Source organism: Streptacidiphilus sp. EB103A, assembly GCF_041261405.1.
In the GTDB taxonomy this organism is placed as follows: domain Bacteria; phylum Actinomycetota; class Actinomycetes; order Streptomycetales; family Streptomycetaceae; genus Streptacidiphilus.
On the sequence record NZ_JBGCAQ010000036.1, the window covers coordinates 1 to 17,309 of the forward strand.

The 17,309-nt window shown below is 72.2% G+C and carries 12 protein-coding genes; 6 read left to right on the top strand and 6 right to left on the bottom strand.

Features of this window, described 5'->3' with window-relative positions:
* Positions 1-583: 583 nt before the first annotated feature.
* Complete coding sequence (locus tag ABH941_RS38855) at positions 584-1,819, bottom strand: acetyl-CoA acetyltransferase (RefSeq protein WP_370136039.1); 1,236 nt, start codon at positions 1,817-1,819, stop codon at positions 584-586.
* A 161-nt stretch (positions 1,820-1,980) separates the two neighbouring features.
* Between ABH941_RS38855 and ABH941_RS38860 the strand changes: the two genes are divergently transcribed.
* Both ABH941_RS38860 and ABH941_RS38865 read left to right on the top strand, forming a co-directional pair.
* On the top strand, positions 1,981-3,243 hold the full coding sequence (locus ABH941_RS38860; protein WP_370136042.1) for an acyl-CoA dehydrogenase family protein: 1,263 nt from the start codon (positions 1,981-1,983) through the stop codon (positions 3,241-3,243).
* A gap of 1 nt (position 3,244) precedes the next feature.
* The gene (locus ABH941_RS38865; protein WP_370136045.1) at positions 3,245-3,805 is read left to right on the top strand and encodes a nitroreductase family deazaflavin-dependent oxidoreductase; all 561 of its coding nucleotides are present in this window, start codon (positions 3,245-3,247) and stop codon (positions 3,803-3,805) included.
* A gap of 233 nt (positions 3,806-4,038) precedes the next feature.
* On the opposite strand, the gene ABH941_RS38870 is transcribed toward ABH941_RS38865, so the two are convergent.
* Positions 4,039-4,686 carry a TetR family transcriptional regulator gene (locus ABH941_RS38870; RefSeq protein WP_134001653.1) on the bottom strand — a complete coding sequence of 216 codons (648 nt, stop codon included), beginning with the start codon at positions 4,684-4,686 and terminating at the stop codon, positions 4,039-4,041.
* A gap of 58 nt (positions 4,687-4,744) precedes the next feature.
* Positions 4,745-6,205: a class I SAM-dependent methyltransferase gene (locus ABH941_RS38875; RefSeq protein ID WP_370136048.1), complete on the bottom strand. Its 1,461-nt coding sequence runs from the start codon at positions 6,203-6,205 to the stop codon at positions 4,745-4,747.
* A 278-nt stretch (positions 6,206-6,483) separates the two neighbouring features.
* Here ABH941_RS38875 and ABH941_RS38880 point away from each other — a divergent pair, with 278 nt between their 5' ends.
* Positions 6,484-8,982: a PQQ-binding-like beta-propeller repeat protein gene (locus ABH941_RS38880; protein WP_370136157.1), complete on the top strand. Its 2,499-nt coding sequence runs from the start codon at positions 6,484-6,486 to the stop codon at positions 8,980-8,982.
* A 102-nt stretch (positions 8,983-9,084) separates the two neighbouring features.
* On the opposite strand, the gene galE is transcribed toward ABH941_RS38880, so the two are convergent.
* The 3 genes from galE to ABH941_RS38895 are packed head-to-tail and all read right to left on the bottom strand — an operon-like array spanning position 9,085 to position 11,763.
* Positions 9,085-10,053, bottom strand: coding sequence for a UDP-glucose 4-epimerase GalE (galE, locus tag ABH941_RS38885; protein ID WP_370136050.1), 969 nt, complete (start codon positions 10,051-10,053; stop codon positions 9,085-9,087).
* A gap of 42 nt (positions 10,054-10,095) precedes the next feature.
* Positions 10,096-10,611 (bottom strand): Zn-ribbon domain-containing OB-fold protein, encoded by a 516-nt coding sequence (locus ABH941_RS38890; RefSeq protein ID WP_370136053.1) that lies wholly within the window; start codon positions 10,609-10,611, stop codon positions 10,096-10,098.
* Between the two features lie 9 nt (positions 10,612-10,620).
* A complete protein-coding gene (locus tag ABH941_RS38895) occupies positions 10,621-11,763 on the bottom strand; it encodes a lipid-transfer protein (protein ID WP_370136056.1) in 1,143 nt (380 codons plus the stop codon).
* A gap of 190 nt (positions 11,764-11,953) precedes the next feature.
* Here ABH941_RS38895 and ABH941_RS38900 point away from each other — a divergent pair, with 190 nt between their 5' ends.
* The 3 genes from ABH941_RS38900 (at position 11,954) to ABH941_RS38910 (ending at position 17,131) form a co-directional block, all read left to right on the top strand.
* Complete coding sequence (locus ABH941_RS38900; protein WP_370136059.1) at positions 11,954-13,585, top strand: FadD3 family acyl-CoA ligase; 1,632 nt, start codon at positions 11,954-11,956, stop codon at positions 13,583-13,585.
* 85 nt (positions 13,586-13,670) lie between these two features.
* Positions 13,671-14,948 carry a glycosyltransferase gene (locus ABH941_RS38905; protein WP_370136062.1) on the top strand — a complete coding sequence of 426 codons (1,278 nt, stop codon included), beginning with the start codon at positions 13,671-13,673 and terminating at the stop codon, positions 14,946-14,948.
* Positions 14,948-17,131: an ArnT family glycosyltransferase gene (locus tag ABH941_RS38910; RefSeq protein WP_370136065.1), complete on the top strand. Its 2,184-nt coding sequence runs from the start codon at positions 14,948-14,950 to the stop codon at positions 17,129-17,131. Before ABH941_RS38905 ends, ABH941_RS38910 begins: the two co-directional genes overlap by 1 nt.
* Positions 17,132-17,309: the final 178 nt, after the last annotated feature.

Genomic DNA, 17,309 nt, shown 5'->3' on the forward strand with positions numbered 1-17,309 from the left:
CAGGCCGACACATCCCCAACAGGACAGCCGAAGCGTCAGTCACTTAGCGAGTCAGACCCACCAGAAGCATCACCGAGAACATCATCACTGTCACTGCCTTGACGTCATATCGGACATAGCGGTCACATTTCGTCGGACGAGTGACCCAAAAGTAGGTCGAGTGACCCCAAAACCGGATGGCTCGGGCGAACCGGGGTCACTTTTGGGACAAGGTGTCATTTGATCTTGCCGTTATGCCCGATTCATCCCGAGAATCGCGTACCAAAAGTGACCCCGGTTCAGCCGAGGACATATGAAGGAACGTTTCTTCACCCCCCGGCACCGGCGCGCCCCCCGGCACCGGCGCGCCACCCGGCAACGCACGCCCCGCCAGCCGCCCCGCTCCTCGTGGTTGGCCAGCGAGCGGAGCGAGCCACCCCAGCCACGCACGGACCGGCGTGCCCCAGGGAGGTGACGGTGGTTCAGCGGGAGCGAACACGCACGTCAGAGACGGGAGCGGGACGGGGGCTCGGCAGCGAGAGGGATTCCGCCGCGCCTGTGGCGGCGTCCCGCCTCCCCCGCCGACCGCCCCGCACGGTGCCCCTCACCCCCGCCCCAGCACCATCGTCGCCGAGGAGCAGAACCACCCACCCGTCCCGCTCACCAGCGCCAGCTGCGGGAGGCTGCGGGCCGCGTTCTTCCTTCGCATCCGCCATACTTGACGGTCCGTCGCCGCCGCGTAGTCCCCCCTCAGCTGCCGGACCGCCTCCACGATCAGGAACAGGCCGCGCATCCCCGGGTGGCAGGCCGAGAGGCCGCCGCCGTCGGTGTTCATGGGTAGCTCGCCGTCTCGCAGGAGTCGGCCGGCCTTGGCGTCGACGAAGGGGCCGCCGTCTCCCTTGGCGCAGAAGCCCAGGTCCTCCAGGGCGACCAGGGGCATGTAGGTGAAGGCGTCGTAGATCTCTGCCAGGTCGATGTCGTCCGCCGTGACGCCCGCCCGCTGGTAGGCGAGGCGGCCGGAGACGGCGGCCGGGGAGACGGTGAAGTCCTCCCACTCGGACATCAGGTTGTGGCTGAGGTGCTCGCCGGTGCCGAGGATCCACACCGGGTCGTGCAGGGTGTCGGGAACGTACTCCTCGGCGGCGAGCAGCACCGCGCAGCCGCCGTCCGAGCGGATGCAGCAGTGCAGCTTGGTGAAGGGGGAGGCGATCTCCGGTCCCGCGAGAACCTCGTCCACGGTCAGCGGGGTGCGGTACATCGCGTCGGGGTTGGCGGCCGCGTTCGCCCTGGCCTGGACGGCGACGCCGGCGAGCTGTTCCAGGGTGGTTCCGTACTCGTGCATATGGCGGCGGGCCGCCATCGCGTACTTGGAGATGAGGGTGTGTCCGTACGGGGCCTCGAACTGCTGCGGGCCGCGTGCGCCGAGGGCGATTCCGGCGGTGCGGCGGCGCGCCTTGAGGTCCGCGCGGGCGGTGGAGCCGTAGACGAGCAGGACGGCTTCGGCGTGTCCGGCGGCTATCGCGTCGGCGGCGTGGGCGGCCATGACCTCCCAGGTGGAGCCGCCGACGGAGGTCGAGTCGGTCCAGCTCGGACGCAGCCCCAGGTACTCCGACACCTCCACCGGGGCGAGGATGCCGAGGCCGGCCGAGGCGACGCCGTCGACGACCCCGCGCGGCAGCCCCGAGTCGGCGAGGGCGCGGCGTGCCGCCTGGGCGTGCAGCTGGAAGGGGGTGGCCTCGTCCACCCGGCCGCAGTCGGCCAGGGCGACGCCGACGACGGCGACCCTGCGACGGCGCGGCGAGCTGTCCGGGACGGGGGCGTGCAGTGACGGCGCGGGCACGGGCGACCGCCTCTCTCGGTCTCGGCAACGTCATCTGACGGTACATCAGATTTGTGGCCCCGTGCCCCTGTGCCCTGCGCATCGGCGCTTCTAGTATGACGGATCGTCAGATCGAAAGAACCCCGAGAACGCCTGCTGGACCACAGAACCCTGGAGACGGCATGGACCCCGCGCTCACCCCGGAACAGGAAGCCGTCCGCCGCACCCTGCGGGAGGCGCTGGCGAAGCACTGCGGTCCCGACGAGGTGCGCGCGGCTGCCGCGAGCCCGCAGGGCTACGACCCCGAGCTGTGGCGCAGGCTCGCTGAGCAGCTCGGTCTGCCGGGTCTCGCCCTCCCGGTGGCGTACGGCGGTGTCGGGCTCGGGCCGGTGGAGCTGGCGCTGGCCTGCGAGGAGAGCGGACGGGTGCTGCTGCCGTCGCCGCTGCTGGCCTCCTCCGTCCTCGCGGCCACCGCCATCCGCGTCCTCGGCACCGAGCAGCAGCGCGCCGATCTGCTGCCCGCCCTCGCAAGCGGCGCCCGCACCGGCGCGCTGGTCACCGCCGCTCCGCCCGCCCTCGCCCTCGGGCTGATCCCGGTCGGCGCCGGTGACGGACTTCCGGACGGCACTCCGGCCGGCGGCGGCCGGGCCGGCGGCGTCCAGGCGCGGCCCGCCCGGGAGGGCAACGGCTGGCTGCTCTACGGCGAGGCCGGGCAGGCACTGGACGGAGCCCGCGCCGACCTGCTCGTCGTCGCCGCCCATACCGGCGGGTTCCCGCGCAGCCGTACGGTGCTGTTCCTGGTGGAGGCCGACGCGCAGGAATGGGTGACGGGTCTGACCCGCACCCGCCTCGCCGCGATGGACGACACCCGGACCCTGGCCAGGGTCGAGCTGCGCGACACCCCCGCCGTGCCGCTCGGCGACCCGGCGTCCGACGCGGCGCCCGCGCTCGGCCGCACGGGGCTGCTCGCGGCGCTCGCCGTGGCGTCCGAGGCGGTTGGCGCGGCCGAGCAGTGCCTGGCCAGGACCGTGGAGTATGTGCAGGTCAGAAAGCAGTTCGGACGCGCCGTCGGCTCCTTCCAGGCGGTGAAGCACCGCCTCGCGGACGTGTACGTGGCCGTGGAGACGGCCCGCTCGGCGGTGTACTACGCGGCCTGGACCCTGGAACGTGGGGAGGACAGGGAGCGCGGGGAGGGCAGGGAGAACGAGGGCGACCTGCCCGGCACAGCGGTCCCGCTCGCGTTGGCGCACGCCCTGGACTCGCTGCGCACCGCCGCCGCCGACGCCATCCAGTTGCACGGCGGGATCGCCATCACCTGGGAGCACGACGCCCAGCTCTACTTCAAGCGGGCCGCCGCCGACGAACTGCTGTTCGGTCCGCCGCACCTGCTCCGTGCCCGCGCCGCCGAGTGCGCGCAGCTGTTCCCCATCCGCCAGGAGGCCTGACATGGCGACACCCGCATCGACACCCGCATCCGCACCCGCTCCGGGACCCGAGCTGCGTCCACCGGGCTCCCGGCTGGAGGCGGTGGTCCAGAAGGTCTCCTCCAGCCCGGTCTTCGCCAGGATCGCCCCCCGGGTGCTGCCGCCGATGGACAAGTTGGTGCACCGGATCACCGGCGGCAAGGTGATGATCAGCCAGTACATGCTGCCCTCGCTGTTCCTGACGACGACCGGCCGCCGCACCGGGCAGCCGAGGGTGGCCCCGATGGCCTGCCTGCCGGAGTCCGGCGGCACCTTCCTGGTGATCGGCAGCAACTTCGGACGCCCCGACCACCCGGCGTGGACCGGCAACCTGATCGCCGACGGCAAGGCGCTGGTCGAGCACCGGGGCCGTACCGTCGAGGCGACCGCCCAGTTGCTGGAGGGCGAGGCGCGGGCCGAGGCCTGGGCGGCGCTGCTGCGGATGTGGCCGCCGTACGCGACCTACCAGGCGCGGATCGAACGGCAGATCCGGATCTTCCGGCTCACGCCGGTGCAGCAGGGAACGGCCGGCCGGGACAGCTGAGGCAGAGCGAAGGGCGGTCACCCCATCGCTGGGGTGACCGCCCTCAAGGGGTTGTGTCGCGTGGCGACCCGAACAAGGGTGGCGGCGGGCGACGGGTGGGCATGGGCGCGGGGCTCGAACCGGAGTACCTCCCCCGAGGCACGCCCGGCAGCTCGGCCCGACCGGACAGGCGGCCGGGGCCCGCGACCCAGGACGGTGCTGCTACTGCGTTACCGCATTTCCGCGTTACCGCGTCACTTCGGCGGCTTCTTGCCGGTCATGCCGAGGTAGACCAGGAGCGCCAGACTCGGCTTGAGCTCCTTGGCCTTGACGCCCCAGGAGTCGAAGCCCTTCTGGTGCTCGGCGACGGCGGCCAGCATGGCCACCAGGGAGCCGGCGACAGCCGGTGCGCTGATCGACTTGTCCGCCTTCCCGGTGTCCTGCATGGCCTTGAGGGAGTCCGTGAGCGAGTTGGTCACGGCGTTGAGGATCTTCATGCGGATCTTGAAGAACCGCTTGTCCCCTTCCGCCGATCCCAGCGTCACCACGCGGAGAATGGCCTCGTTGTCGCGCCAGAAGTTGAGGAAGCCTTCCACCAGCTCCTCAGCCGTCTGGTAGCCGGACTTGCCGGCCCACGACTTCTCGGCGACCAGGTCCTTCAGGGCGGCGCCTTCCCGAGCCATTCCATCCGCGATCTCGAGGACAGCGCCCTCGACGTCGGGGAAGTACTGGTAGAACGTTGCGGGGGAGGTACCGGCCATCCGGGCGACGTCGATGACCTTGACGTCCCGGTAGGGCGATGTGCTGAGCATCTCGCTAAGGCATTCGAGCAGCTTCTGCCGCGTCGCCTGCCCGCGTCGCCCGGCGACACGCCCGTCGACGGTGCGAACTTGTCCTGTCATGCCGTCAGTTTACCGTGGCAAGATCTCCGCGCTATTCGGCAGTGGCTCGAATGGTCCGTCAGGCTGACGGACCGCCGGACGGACCGCCGGACGGACCGCCGGACGGACCGCCGGACGGACCGCCGGATCCCGGGTCTGAGGACCCGTCCGCTGCGGGCAGGACGACCCGGTCCAGCCACTCCTCCCGGCTGGACGGCAGCCCGCTGTCGCCGTCAGTTCCGGTGCGTACCGCGAGGATCTGGTTCACCCCGATCCGGTTCTCCTCGAAGGCCAGCGCCGAGGCGGCCATGTAGAGCCGCCAGACGCGGGCCCGGCCCCGGGTGGAGAGCTTGACCGCGCGGTCCCAGTCGGCCTCCAGATTGGTGACCCAGGCCCGCAGCGTCAGGGCGTAGTGCTCGCGCAGCGACTCCACGTCACGGATCTCGAAGCCGGACTCCTCCAGCAGGCTGACGGTGTGCCCGACCGGGGCGAGGTCCCCGTCCGGGAAGACGTAGGCCGCGATGAAGGGGCTGATCCGGTAGTGCTCCCCGGGCAGGTTGGGCCGCCGGGCGATCTGGTGGTTCAACAGGCGGCCGCCCGGGCGCAGCAGCCCGTACAGCTGGGTGCCGTAGCGGCGGAACTGCTCGGAGCCGACGTGCTCGGCCATGCCGATGCTGGAGATGGCGTCGTACGGGCCGTCGTCCACCAGGCGGTAGTCCTGCAGGCGGACCGTCAGCCGGTCGGACAGCCCGGCCTCCTCGATCCGTTCGCGGGCGCCGCGGGCCTGCTCGGTCGAGAGCGTCACCCCGACGCCCTCGACGCCGTAGTGCTCGGCGGCGTGCAGCAGCAGCGAGCCCCAGCCGCAGCCGACGTCCAGCAGCCGCATGCCGGGGTGCAGGCCCAGCTTGCGGCAGATCAGGTCGAGCTTGGCCTCCTGGGCCGCCTCCAGGGTGTGCGTCCCGGCCGGCCAGTAGGCGCAGGAGTAGACCATGGACGGGCCCAGGACCAGCCGGTAGAAGTCGTTGCCGACGTCGTAGTGGTGGCTGATGGCCTTGCGGTCGCGCATCAGCGAGTGCCGGCTGCCGGCGACCTTGACCCGGGTCGCCTCCTCCGGCGGCAGCGGCGGCCGCGGGCCGATCGCCCCGGCGCCGATCGCGGTACGGAGCAGCCGGCGGCCCCGCGGGCCGAAGATCTCGCGGGGGTCCGGGCGCAGGCTCGTCGCGTCGGTCTGCTCGACCAGGCGCACCACCGCGTCGAGCACCTCGTAGAGGTCGCTGTCCTCGGGGATCTCCAGATCGCCGGAGACATAGGCCCGGGCCAGTCCCAGCTCGTCCGGACGCCAGATCAGGTGCCGCAGCGCCCGCCGGTTCCGCAGCTCCAGGACGGGGGCGCCGGCCGGCCCGGCCTCCCCGCCGTCCCAGGTGCGGAGCCGGATCGGCAGTTCGGCGCCGAGGAGGTCCTCCAGCACCGGGACCAGCTGGCCGGCCGTGCCCTGCCCCGGCAGCGCCTTCCGGAGCTCTGTCTGTTGTGTCTTTGTCACCTTGCCACCCATCCCGCGCCTCCCGTGCGCCTCCGCCTTCGTCACATCTAACGACGGCGTCCCGAATTCCTTACCGAGTCGTAGGACTCAGCCGAATGTGTCCACACGCATGGCCTACTGCCCCGCCGGGCCCCTGTGCCATGTCTCGGCGGGAACGATTTTTCGGGGCTGGTTGGCTACAGCGGCGGTCGACGTTGGAGAATCAGGCACAGCAGCGACGCCACGGTGCAGCGACGAACACGGTGCGGGCGTGGGACTACGGGGAGGTGGCTGAGGAAGTGGACCAGCTGACGGCGCACGATCCCAGGCGGATCGGCCCCTTCGAGGTGCTCGGGCGCCTCGGCGCGGGCGGAATGGGGCTGGTCTACCTGGCCAGGTCCTCCGCGGGCCGACGGGTGGCGATCAAGACCGTGCGCGCGGAGCTGGCCGAGGACCAGCTGTTCCGGGTGCGTTTCGCCCGCGAGATCGCGGCGGCCCGCACCGTCTCCGGCTTCTACACCGCGGCCGTGGTCGAGGCCGACGCCGACGCCCCGGTGCCCTGGCTGGCCACCGCCTACATCCCGGCGCCCTCGCTGGAGGACCTGGTCGCCGAGTGCGGTCCGATGCCGGTGGGCGCCGTGCGCTGGCTGGTCGCCGGGATCGCCGAGGCGCTGCAGTCGATCCACGCCGCCGGACTGGTCCACCGCGACCTCAAGCCCTCGAACGTGCTGGTCACCGAGGACGGACCGCGGGTGATCGACTTCGGCATCGCGGCCGGGGTCTCGCACACCCGGCTGACCATGACCAACGTCGCCGTCGGCACCCCCGCCTACATGTCGCCCGAGCAGGCCAGGGACAGCCGCAGTGTGACCGGGGCCAGCGACGTGTTCTCGCTGGGCTCGATGCTGGTCTACGCGGCGACCGGGCACGCCCCGTACCACGGGGCCAACCCGGTGGAGACGGTGTTCATGCTGCTCCGCGAGTCCCCGGACCTGTCCGGGCTGGCCCCGGACCTGGCCCCGCTGGTCAAGGCCTGTATGCGCCCGGCGCCGGAGCGGCGGCTGACCCCGGCCCAGATCCAGTCCGAGCTGGCCCCGCACCTCTACTCCAACGGCGACGGTGACGACGACTCCCGCGACTGGCTGCCGCCGTCCGCCCTGGAGCTGATCGACCGCAGGCGCGGGCGGCGGAACACACCCCCGCCGCCGGTCCCGGTGCCCGTCCCCGCGCCGGCCCCCCTGGCGGGCCCGGTGGCGGCTCCGGTGGCCGCGCCGTCCGCCGGCTACGACCCCAGGACCGCGCATCCGGCGCCGGCCGTCCAGCCGTCCGCCCTGGACGAGCACGCGCCGACGAAGAAGGTCTACCCGGCCGCGGGCGGTGGCCGCCGGCACGCCGGTGCGCCCGATCCGGAGCAGGCGCCGGTGCCGGTGGCGGGTCCGGTGCCGGGTCCGGTGCCGTCCACCACGCCCACCCCGGTGGTGCAGCTGCTCGGCGGCTCCGTCGCCATCGGCCCGGGGGTCAAGGCGGGCGAGAGCGGCGGCCCCAGGCCGGACGACTCGCTGCCGCCCGCCGCCACCGGCTGGGTGCGGCGCGTCCCTGGTCAGCAGGGTCCAGGGCAGCAGAATGCCACGCACCAGAGCTCTGAACGGCAGGGCGCGGCGACGTCCGAGTCCGCTGCCGCCGTGCCCGCGCCGCCCACCTCGGGGTCGCGCTGGCGGCCCTGGCGGTTCCGGATGTCCAATGACGTCTGGGGAGTGCCGCAGGTCAGCGATGGTGTCCTGTACGTGACCAGCTTCGAGGTGCACGCCCTCGACATCGCCACCGGTCGCCGCCGCTTCAAGACCCGCGACGTCGCCTGGGCGATGTCCGTGGCCGACGGCCAGGTCCACGCCGCAGACGGCCCCAGCCTGTTCACCCTCGCCGCGGCGGACGGCGCCGAGCGCTGGCGGGTCACCCTGGACGGCTGGACGTACTCGCTGGACGCGGGCGGCGGCGCGCTGGTGGCCGGCACCAGGGGCGGCGGCGTCCAGGTCCGCTCGGCGATCGACGGCAGCCAGATGTGGCAGGTCGGGGACGCGCAGCAGGAGTACGAGAGCCCGCAGTCCGGCCCCTGCGTGGTGGGCGACTCGGTCTACTACTACGGCGGCGGGATGCTCCGCGCCCTGGACCTGACGACGGGTCGGCCGCGCTGGGCGTTCCCGGTCGGCGAGGACGTGCCCTCACGGCCGGTGCTGCGCCAGGGCGTGCTGCACCTGACGTCGGGCGCCCGGGTGCTGGCCCTGGACGAGGAGACCGGGGAGGAGCGCTGGCGCTTCAAGGCCCCGGTGGTGCTGTTCACCCCGCCGACCCTGGACGACCAGGGCAACCTCTTCGCGGCCGACTACCTCGGCGCGGTCTTCGCCCTGGACACCGGCACGGGTGCGCTGCGCTGGCAGGCCCGCACCGGCGGCCGCCAGGGGATCGACCCGGTGATCCACGAGGACGGAACCGTCCTGGTGGGCAGTGGCGACACGGTCTACGCCTTCGCGGCCCGCGACGGCGAGGAGCGGTGGCGTCACACCGCACGTGGCGAGCTCACCGGGTCTCCGGCGGCGTTCGGCGGACTGGTCCACTTCGGCAGCCGGGACCACTCGCTTTACACCCTGGACCTGACCACGGGACGGCTCCGCTGGAAGCTCGACACCGGCGGAGAGATCACCGGGTCCCCGGTGGCGGTGGACGGCCGGGTGTTTGCTTGCAGCAAGGACCGCTGCGTCTACGCCCTGGACGCCGCACGGGGCACCGCGACGCGGGACTGACGCTTTTAAGGGGCGCGGGGCTCTGCTTGATTAACTGCACGCGCGATCAACCCCCTACGGAGGTGCATGGTTGGCAGCGCAGTTCCCCGCGCCCCTGGGTAGTCACGGGTGACGCAGCTGCCAGCCCTTCCACGCGGAGGCGACCATCGCGGTGAGGTCGAGCTGGGCGGACCAGTTCAGCTCGTGGGTGATCCGTTCGGCGGAGGCGACCACGCGGGCCGGGTCGCCCGGTCGGCGGGAGACCACTTCGCCGGTGGTGTCGAGGCCGGTGACCGCGCCGATCGCGTCGAGCATCTCGCGGACGGAGACGCCCTCGCCGCGGCCGATGTTGAGGACCAGTTCGGTCCCGTCCGGGTCGGATTCCAGCCGCCGTACCGCCGCGACATGCGCGGTGGCCACGTCGTCCACGTGGATGTAGTCACGGATGCAGGTGCCGTCGGGGGTGGGGTAGTCGTCGCCGAAGACCAGCGGCGGCTTGCCCGCCGTGATGCGTTCGAAGACCATCGGCACCAGGTTGAAGACCCCCGGGTCGGCCAGCTCGGCCGTGGCCGCGCCCGCGACGTTGAAGTAGCGCAGCGCCACCGTCCCCATGCCGTGGGCCCGTCCCACCGCGCGGACCAGCCACTCGCCGGCGAGCTTGGTCTCGCCGTAGGGGTTCATCGGCGCGCACGGGGTGGACTCGGTGACGGTGTCCACGTCCGGCATGCCGTACACCGCGGCGGAGGAGGAGAACAGGAACCGGCGGACCCCGGCTACGGCCGCGGCCTCCAGCACGACGCGCAGGCCCTCGACGTTCTCGTGGTAGTACCGCAGCGGCTGCTCGACGGACTCGCCGACCTGCTTCTTCGCGGCGATCTGGAGCACCCCGGTGACCTGGTGCTCCTTCATGACCCGGTCCAGCAGCGGGCGGTCCAGGGTGGAGCCCTCGACCAGCGGGACGCCGGCCGGGAGCCGGGCCGGGTCGCCGGTGCTGAGGTCGTCCAGGACCACGACCTCCCGGCCCGCCTCGACCATGGCCCGCACCACATGCGCACCGATGAAGCCTGCCCCGCCCGTGATCAACCAAGTCATGGACCGCATTCTATGAGCCGCCGCTGTCAGCCCGGACGGGCTTCAAGGGCTTGTCAGCGCCCAGCGGGGAACGGCCACGCCCGGGGGGAGGATCTGGTAGACGGCCTGGACCGGTGCGCCGATGCGCAGCCTGGAGACCGGGACGGCGTTCCAGGGGGCGTCGGGTTGGCGGATCGAGGGGGTGAGCGTGCCGACCAGGCGGATGGCCGGGTCGTCGTCCAGTTCGACCACCGCGACGGGGTAGGGGGCCTGGGCCGCGTAGGCGGGGAGCAGCGGCGGGTGGGCGATGACGAACGACCAGATCCGTCCGCGTCCGGAGGTCTGCTGCCACTCGTCGGCGAAGCTGTGGCAGCGCGGGCAGCTGGGCCGGGGCGGGAAGCGCCGCAGCCCGCAGTCGGCGCAGGCCTGCACCCGCAGCTCGCCGCGCAGCGCGTACTGCCAGAACGGCTCGCCGTCGGCGTCGGGCCAGGGCAGCAGCAGGCCGTCGACGAGGCCCCCGGCCGCGTGGACCGTTTCGGTGACAGACGTTCTGGTGACAGACGTTCCGGTGACAGACATGGGACTCCCTCAGTTGCGCAGCAGCAGGGCCGAGGTGGGGACGCCCTCGCCGGCCGTGACCAGGCAGGTCGCGGCGTCGGGGACCTGGGAGGTGGAGCTGCCGCGCAGCTGCCTGACGCCCTCGTTGATCAGGTTGAAGCCGTGCACATAGCCCTCGGAGAGGCCGCCGCCGGCGGTGTTGATCGGCAGCCGTCCGCCCAGTTCCAGGGCGCCGCCCTCGGTGTAGGCGGCGCCCTCGCCGCGGCCGCAGAAGCCGTAGCCCTCCAGGGAGAGCGGGATCAGCGGGGTGAAGGCGTCGTAGATCTGGGCGGTGTCCACATCCTGTGGACCGAGGTCGGCGGTCTTCCACAGCTGGCGTGCGGCGGTCCAGGCCGGGCCGGTCAGCGGGTCGTCGTTCCAGTAGTTGACCATCCCGTGGTGCTGGGCTGGCAGCCCCTGGGCGACGGAGTGGACGTAAACCGGCCGCTGCCGGCAGTCGCGGGCCCGCTCGGCGCCGACCACCACGCAGGCGAGCGCGCCGTCCGTCTCCAGGCAGTTGTCGTAGAGGCAGAGCGGTTCGGAGATCCAGCGGGCGTCCATGTACATCTCCCGGGTCAGCGGACGCTCGTACATCACCGCCGCCGGGTTCTGGTTGGCGCGGTTGCGGCAGGCCAGGGCGACGTTGAAGAGGTGGTCCCGGGTGGCGCCGTACTCGTGCATGTAGCGGCGGGCCAGCATGGCGATCTCGTCGGCGGGGCGCAGCAGGCCGAAGGGACGGGTCCACTGCGCCGGGGTGGGCAGCTGCACGCCGGTGTTGGTCCAGGGGCGGACGCCGGAGCCGCGCTTGCGGGAGCGCCAGGCGACGCCGACGCCGGCCTGTCCGGTGGCGACGGCCATGGCCAGGTGGGCGACGGTGGCGCAGGAGCCGCCGCCGCCGAAGCCGGTGCGGCTGAAGAAGGTGATGTCGCCGGCGCCGATGGACTTGGCGAGCTCGACCTCGTCGGTCTCCTCCATGGTGTAGGAGGCGAGGGCGTCGACCTCCGCGGGGTCGATCCCGGCGTCGTCCAGGGCGGCCAGCACGGCCCGGCAGGCGAGGGTCTTCTCGGGCTCGTCGAGGCTCTTGGCGAAGCGGGTCTGGCCGATGCCGACGATCGCCGTACGGTCCTTGAGCATGGCTTCCCCCGTTGCTTCGGGCGCGGGGCAGGGAGCGGCCCCGACGGCGTCGCCGGATCTGACGTGGCGTCAGAATAGGTGTCCGGGGGTCTGGCCGGAAGGCCGTTGCCGATCTAATCTGACGTGGCGTCATAAGGGAAAAACCGGAGAAGTGCGCGGCTTGGAGTGACGGGTCTAATCGGAGGGCGCCGTGCGAGGAGATCTGGAGTGGGGGACCATCCCCAGGCTGGTCAGGGACGCTGCGGTCAGCCACGCCGAGCGCGAGGCCGTGGTCGGACCCCGTACCCGGCTGAGCTACCGCGAGCTGGGGGCGCGGGTCGAGCGCGCCGCGGCCGCGGTGATGGCGGCCGGGGTGGGGCCGGGCGAGAGGGTCGCGATCTGGGCGCCGAACACCCCGGACTACGTGGTCGCCGCGCTCGGCGCGGTCAGCGCGGGCGCCGTGCTGGTCCCGCTGGGCACCAGGCTCAAGGGCGCCGAGGCGGTGGAACTGCTCCGGCGCACCCGTACCCGGCTGCTCTTCGTCACCGACGCCTTCCTCGGCGTCAGCTATGTCTCCGCGCTGCGTGCGGCGGCCGGGGGAGTGGGAGCGGCCGGCGGCCGCAACCGGGGTCCGCTGCGCGAGCTGCCGGAGCTGCGCACCGTGGTGCTGCTCGGCGACCGTGCCGAGGCGGGCGAGGGCTTCCAGGACTGGCGCTCCTTCCTCGCCGACGCGGCCGACGTCCCCGCGCGGGCCGTCCGTGAGCGCGCCGACGCGGTACAGCCGGACGACCCCGCCGACATCATGTTCACCTCCGGCACCACCGGACGCCCCAAGGGCGCCGTCACCACCCATGCCCAGTCCCTGCGGGCCTTCGCCACCTGGGCCGACATCGCCGGACTGGTCGAGGGCGACCGCTATCTGGTGGTCAACCCGTTCACCCACACCTTCGGCTGGAAGGCCGGCGTGCTGGCCGCCCTGATGCGCGGGGCGACGGTGCTGCCGCAGCCGGTGTTCGACGCTGAGGCCGTGCTCGCCAAGGTCTCCAGCGAACGGGTCACCGTGCTGCCGGGCGCGCCCACCGTCTACCAGTCGCTGCTGGACCACCCGGCCCGCGGCTCGTACGACCTGCGCACTCTACGGCTGGCGGTGACCGGCGCCGCCGTGGTCCCGCTGGAACTGGTCACCCGGATCCGCGAGGAGCTGGGCTTCCGGACCGTGCTCACCGCGTACGGGCTCACCGAGTCCTGCGGCCTGGTCACCATGGGCCGGCGCGGCGACGACCCCGGCCTGATCGCCGCCACCTCGGGACGCGCGGTGCCCGGCGTCACCGTCCGGGTGGCCGACGAGGAGTCCAAGGAACAGCCCGCCGGCACCCCCGGCGAGGTGCAGGTCCGCGGCTACACCGTGATGCGCGAGTACTTCGAGGACCCGGAGGAGACCGAGCTGGCCTTCACCCGCGACGGCTGGCTGCGCACCGGCGACATCGGCGTGCTGGACGACGAGGGCAATCTGCGGATCACCGACCGGCTCAAGGACATGTACACCGTCGGCGGCTTCAACGCCTACCCGGCGGAGATCGAGCGGGTGCTGGCCCGCCATCCGCTGGTCGCCGACGTCGCCGTGGTCGGCGTCCCCGACCCGCGGCTCGGGGAGGTCGGCAAGGCCTTCGTCGTCCCGCGCGGAGGGCTTGCCGAAGGGGCGGATCCGGAGGCGGCCGCCGAGCTCATCGCCTGGTCCCGCCGGGAGATGGCCAACTACAAAGTGCCGCGGCAGGTCGAATTCATTTCCGAACTTCCCAGGAACGCCTCGGGCAAGATACTGAAGGGCCAGCTCAGGGGCTGACTGCTGGCTAACTGGTGCGGAACTCTCACCACCGCCCTATCCCAGACACAGCTTCCGCACAGATCCGTGCCGAAGTCTGTCGTACATGAGCCAACCGACAGCGCTGGCGGCCCAGCCCGCCGTGGACCCGGAGCCGGCCCCGCAGTCCGGAGGCCGGGCCAGACTGGTTGAGATCGTCGTCCCCGTCTACAACGAGGAGCACGTCCTCGAACAGAGCGTCCGGCGTCTGTACGCCTACCTGTCCGAGACCTTCCCGTACCGCTTCACCATCACCGTCGCCGACAACGCCAGCACCGACTCCACCTGGCAGGTCGCGACCCGGCTGGCCGATGAGATTCCCCAGGTACGCGCCGTCCACCTCGACCAGAAGGGCCGGGGCCGGGCCCTGCGCCAGGTCTGGAGCAGCAGCGACGCCGATGTCGTCAGCTACATGGACGTGGACCTCTCCACCGGCCTCGATGCCTTCCTGCCCCTGGTCGCGCCACTGCTGTCGGGCCACAGCGACCTCGCCATCGGCAGCCGCCTGCACCGCGGCTCCGCCGTCGTCCGGGGTCCCAAGCGTGAGTTCATCTCCCGTACGTACAACCTGATGCTGCGCACCACCATGGCGGCGAAGTTCTCCGACGCCCAGTGCGGCTTCAAGGCCGCCAGGACCGACGTGGTCAAGGCGCTGCTCGACTCGGTCGAGGACCAGACCTGGTTCTTCGACACCGAGCTGCTGCTGCTCGCCGAGCGCAGCGGACTGCGCATCCACGAGGTCCCGGTCGACTGGGTCGACGACCCGGACAGCCGCGTCGACATCGTCCGCACGGTCAAGGACGACCTCAAGGGGATGTGGCGGGTGGCCAGGAAGACGCTCTCCGGAGCCACCAGGCTGCCGGTGCCGCCGCGGGTCCAGCAGGCCCAGCTGCCGCCGGCGATGCGCTGGCAGCTGTCCAGCTTCGCGGTGATCGGCGTCATCAGCACCATCGCCTATCTGGCGCTCTACCTGATCCTGCGTCAACTCGCCCCGGCGGTGCTGGCCAACGCGGTCGCCCTGTTCGCCACCGCGATCGCCAACACCGCCGCCAACCGGCGCTTCACCTTCGGCGTCACCGGCACCGCCGACGCCCTCAAGCACCAGGTCGAAGGCGGGATCGCCTTCATCATCGGGCTGGTGCTCAGCACTGCCACCCTCGCGGTCGTCAGGGTCGCCGCCCCGGGGGCCTCCCATGTCGTCGAACTCGCCGCACTGGTGGGTGCGAACGCACTGTCCACGGTCGTCCGCTTCCTGCTGATGCGGGTCTGGGTGTTCAACCCCAAGCGGCAGGCCCGCCGCCGACACGCGGCCTCCTCCTCGCCCAACCAGGAGCTGAACCACTGATGAGCGCGCATGTAACCGCCCCTCCGACGGCCGGGAGCGACCAGCTCCGCGGCCAGGGACGATCACTGCTGCAACGGATCTTCCTCGGCCGGGAGACCGCTCCCCGCTGGGCCCGCCCCGCACTGTGGGGCGTGCTGCTGCTCGCCACCGCCGTGTACGTCTACGGGCTCGGTGAGAACGGCAACGCCAACACGTACTACGCCGCGGCCGTGCTCAGCGGCACCAAGAGCTGGTCCTCGATGTTCTTCGGTTCGCTGGACACCGGGAACTTCATCACCGTCGACAAGCCGCCGTTCGCCCTGTGGGTGATGGAGGTCTCCTGCCGGATCTTCGGCTTCGGCACCTGGCAGATGCTGCTGCCCATCGCGGCCTGCGGCATCGCCGCCGTCGGCGTGCTCTACAGCGCGGTCCGCCGCGTCTTCGGGCACACCGCGGCGACCGTCGCCGCACTGGTCATGGCGCTCACCCCGATCACCGTGGCGATCACCCGGGACAACAACCCCGACCCGGTGCTGGTGCTGCTCACCGTCTCCGCGGCCTGGTGCTGCCTGGAGGCGATCCGCAGCGGCAAGCTGCAGCCGCTGGTCTGGTCCGCGGTGCTGGTCGGCTTCGCCTTCAACACCAAGATGCTGCAGGCCTACATCGTGCTGCCGGCCTTCTTCCTGGCCTATGCGTGGGCGGCCCAGGGCAGTGTGCTCAAGCGGGTGCGCAACCTGCTGATCGCCGGTGTCGCGCTGGTGGTGTCCAGCGGCTGGTGGATGGTCATCGTCGACTCCATTCCCAAGGCCGACCGGCCCTTCGTCGGCTCCAGCACCAAGGACACCGTCTGGGACCTGGTCACCGGCTACAACGGCCTGGCGCGCATCACCGGCAACAGCGGTGGCGCGGGCGGCGGTGGCGGCGGCGCCAACTTCGGTGGCACGGCCGGGATCGGACGCCTCTTCAACAGCATCCTCGGCGGCCAGATCTCCTGGCTGATCCCGTTCGCGGCGATCGCCCTCGTCGGCGCCCTGGTGCTGCGCGGCCGCAGGCGCCGCACCGACCTGCAGCGCGCCTCCTACCTGCTGTGGGGCGGCTGGCTGCTGACGCACTATGTGACCTTCAGCTTCGCCTCGGGCACCTTCCACCCCTACTACACGACCATGCTGGCCCCCGCGATCGCCGCCCTCACCGGAGCCGGCGGGCTCGCGATCTTCCGGGCCTTCCGGGTCCGTTCGGCGGCCTGGGCCTGGGTGCTCCCGCTGGGCATCGCGGTGTCGGCGGTGTGGGCGATCGTGCTGCTGCGCCGCTCCACCAGCTTCGACAGCTGGCTCTGGCCGACGATCGCGGTGCTCGCGGTCGCGGCGGTGGTCTTCCTGCTGGTCGCCCGCTTCGGGCGGGTGGCCGGGCCGCTCTTCACCGTGGGTGCGGCGGCCGCGCTGATCGCCCTGCTGGCCGGGCCCGCCGCGTACGCGGCCGACACGGCCACGGCCGGCGCGGTCAACGGCACCAACCCGAGCAGCGGCCCCTCCACGGGCGGCGGCTTCGGCGGCGGCGGTGCGCCCGGCGGCGGCGGTTTCGGCGGCGGCCTGCGCGGTGAGCGCCCGACGGGCACCACAGGCGGCCAGGGCTTCCCCGGCGGCGGCCAGGCCGGCGAGATGCCGACCGGCGGCTTCCCGGGCGGCGGCGACGGCAGCGGTGCGGCGGCCGGCGGCGGCGCGCCGACCGGTGACGGCGCGCCGACCGGTAGCGGTACGGCCGGTGGCGCGCCCACGGGCGGCGGCTTCGGCGGCGGCGGTATGGGCGGTGGCGTCAGCACCCAGATGCTCAGCTACCTGGAAGCCCACCAGGACGGCGCCACCTGGCTGGTGGCCACGTCCAGCGCCCAGACGGCCGACGGGATCATCCTGTCGAGCGGCGGCAAGGCGGCCATCGCCATGGGCGGCTTCACCGGGAGTGACCCCGCGATGAGCGTGTCCCAGATCAAGGAGTACATCTCCTCGGGCAAGCTGCACTACGTCCTGGCCGGTGGCGGCGGCGGTATGGGCGGCGACGCCAACTCGGCTGCGACCGCCTACGTCACCTCCACCTGCACCGTCGTCAGCGCCTCCGCCTACGGCGGCACGAGCTCGACGTCGAGCAGCACCACCAGTACCAGCGACACCGCCAACTCCACGGAGAAGCTGTACTACTGCAAGTCCTGACAGCCGCAAGCCGGTCTGTTCCCGCAGCTCCCGTCCCCTTCACAGGGGGCGGGAGCTGCTGCGTTCCGACGGGCGGGGAACCAGGGCCCGGCGGACAATCGTTTCAGTCAGTACAGGACGCCCAGTACAGGACGCCCCCGGCATACGGCGGGCATACGGGGTACACGCGCAGTGTTCA